1 protein-coding gene is annotated in these 584 nt (G+C 60.3%); it reads right to left on the bottom strand.

Annotated features, from left to right (window positions below):
- The coding region (locus K5E19_RS23485) for an aspartate kinase (RefSeq protein WP_221553335.1) at positions 1–584 on the bottom strand (584 nt) is incomplete at both ends.

Genomic DNA, 584 nt, shown 5'->3' with positions numbered 1-584 from the left:
CCATCAGCAGCGATTGCGTCAGCAGAGTATCGCCCGTCGACGTCGAGCCGGTGGTGTCCAGGGTCAGCGCAATGCTCACTTCGTAAGTGGTGATCAGATCTACCGAGATATTGTGGCGCGCCAGAATCCCAAACACTTCCGCCAGGAAACCGCGAGAGTGCAGCATATTCAGGCTATGCAACGTCACCAGCGTTTGCTTGCGGCGCAGCGCCAGGGCGCGGAACAGCGGTGGATTCTCAGTGCTTTTACACACCAGCGTCCCGCCTGCTTTAGGATCTTTGCTCGACCCGACAAACACCGGAATATCGCTGCGTACGGCAGGCAGCAGGGTGGCCGGGTGCAGCACTTTCGCGCCGAAGGTCGCCATTTCGGCGGCCTCTTCAAAGGCGATAACATCAATACGTTTTGCGGCAGGCACCACGCGCGGGTCGGTGGTATAGATGCCTGGGACGTCGGTCCAGATATCCACGCGGGAAGCGTACAGCGCTTCGCCAAGCAGCACAGCCGTGTAGTCGCTGCCGCCACGGCCCAGAGTGGTGGTGCGGCCTTTGGCTTCGCTCCCGATAAAGCCCTGGGTGATAACA

The organism is Enterobacter sp. RIT637 (genome assembly GCF_019718755.1).
Lineage (GTDB): Bacteria > Pseudomonadota > Gammaproteobacteria > Enterobacterales > Enterobacteriaceae > Enterobacter.
Note: the sequence above shows the minus strand (reverse complement) of the source record. Positions and strands in the feature narration are given on the sequence as shown.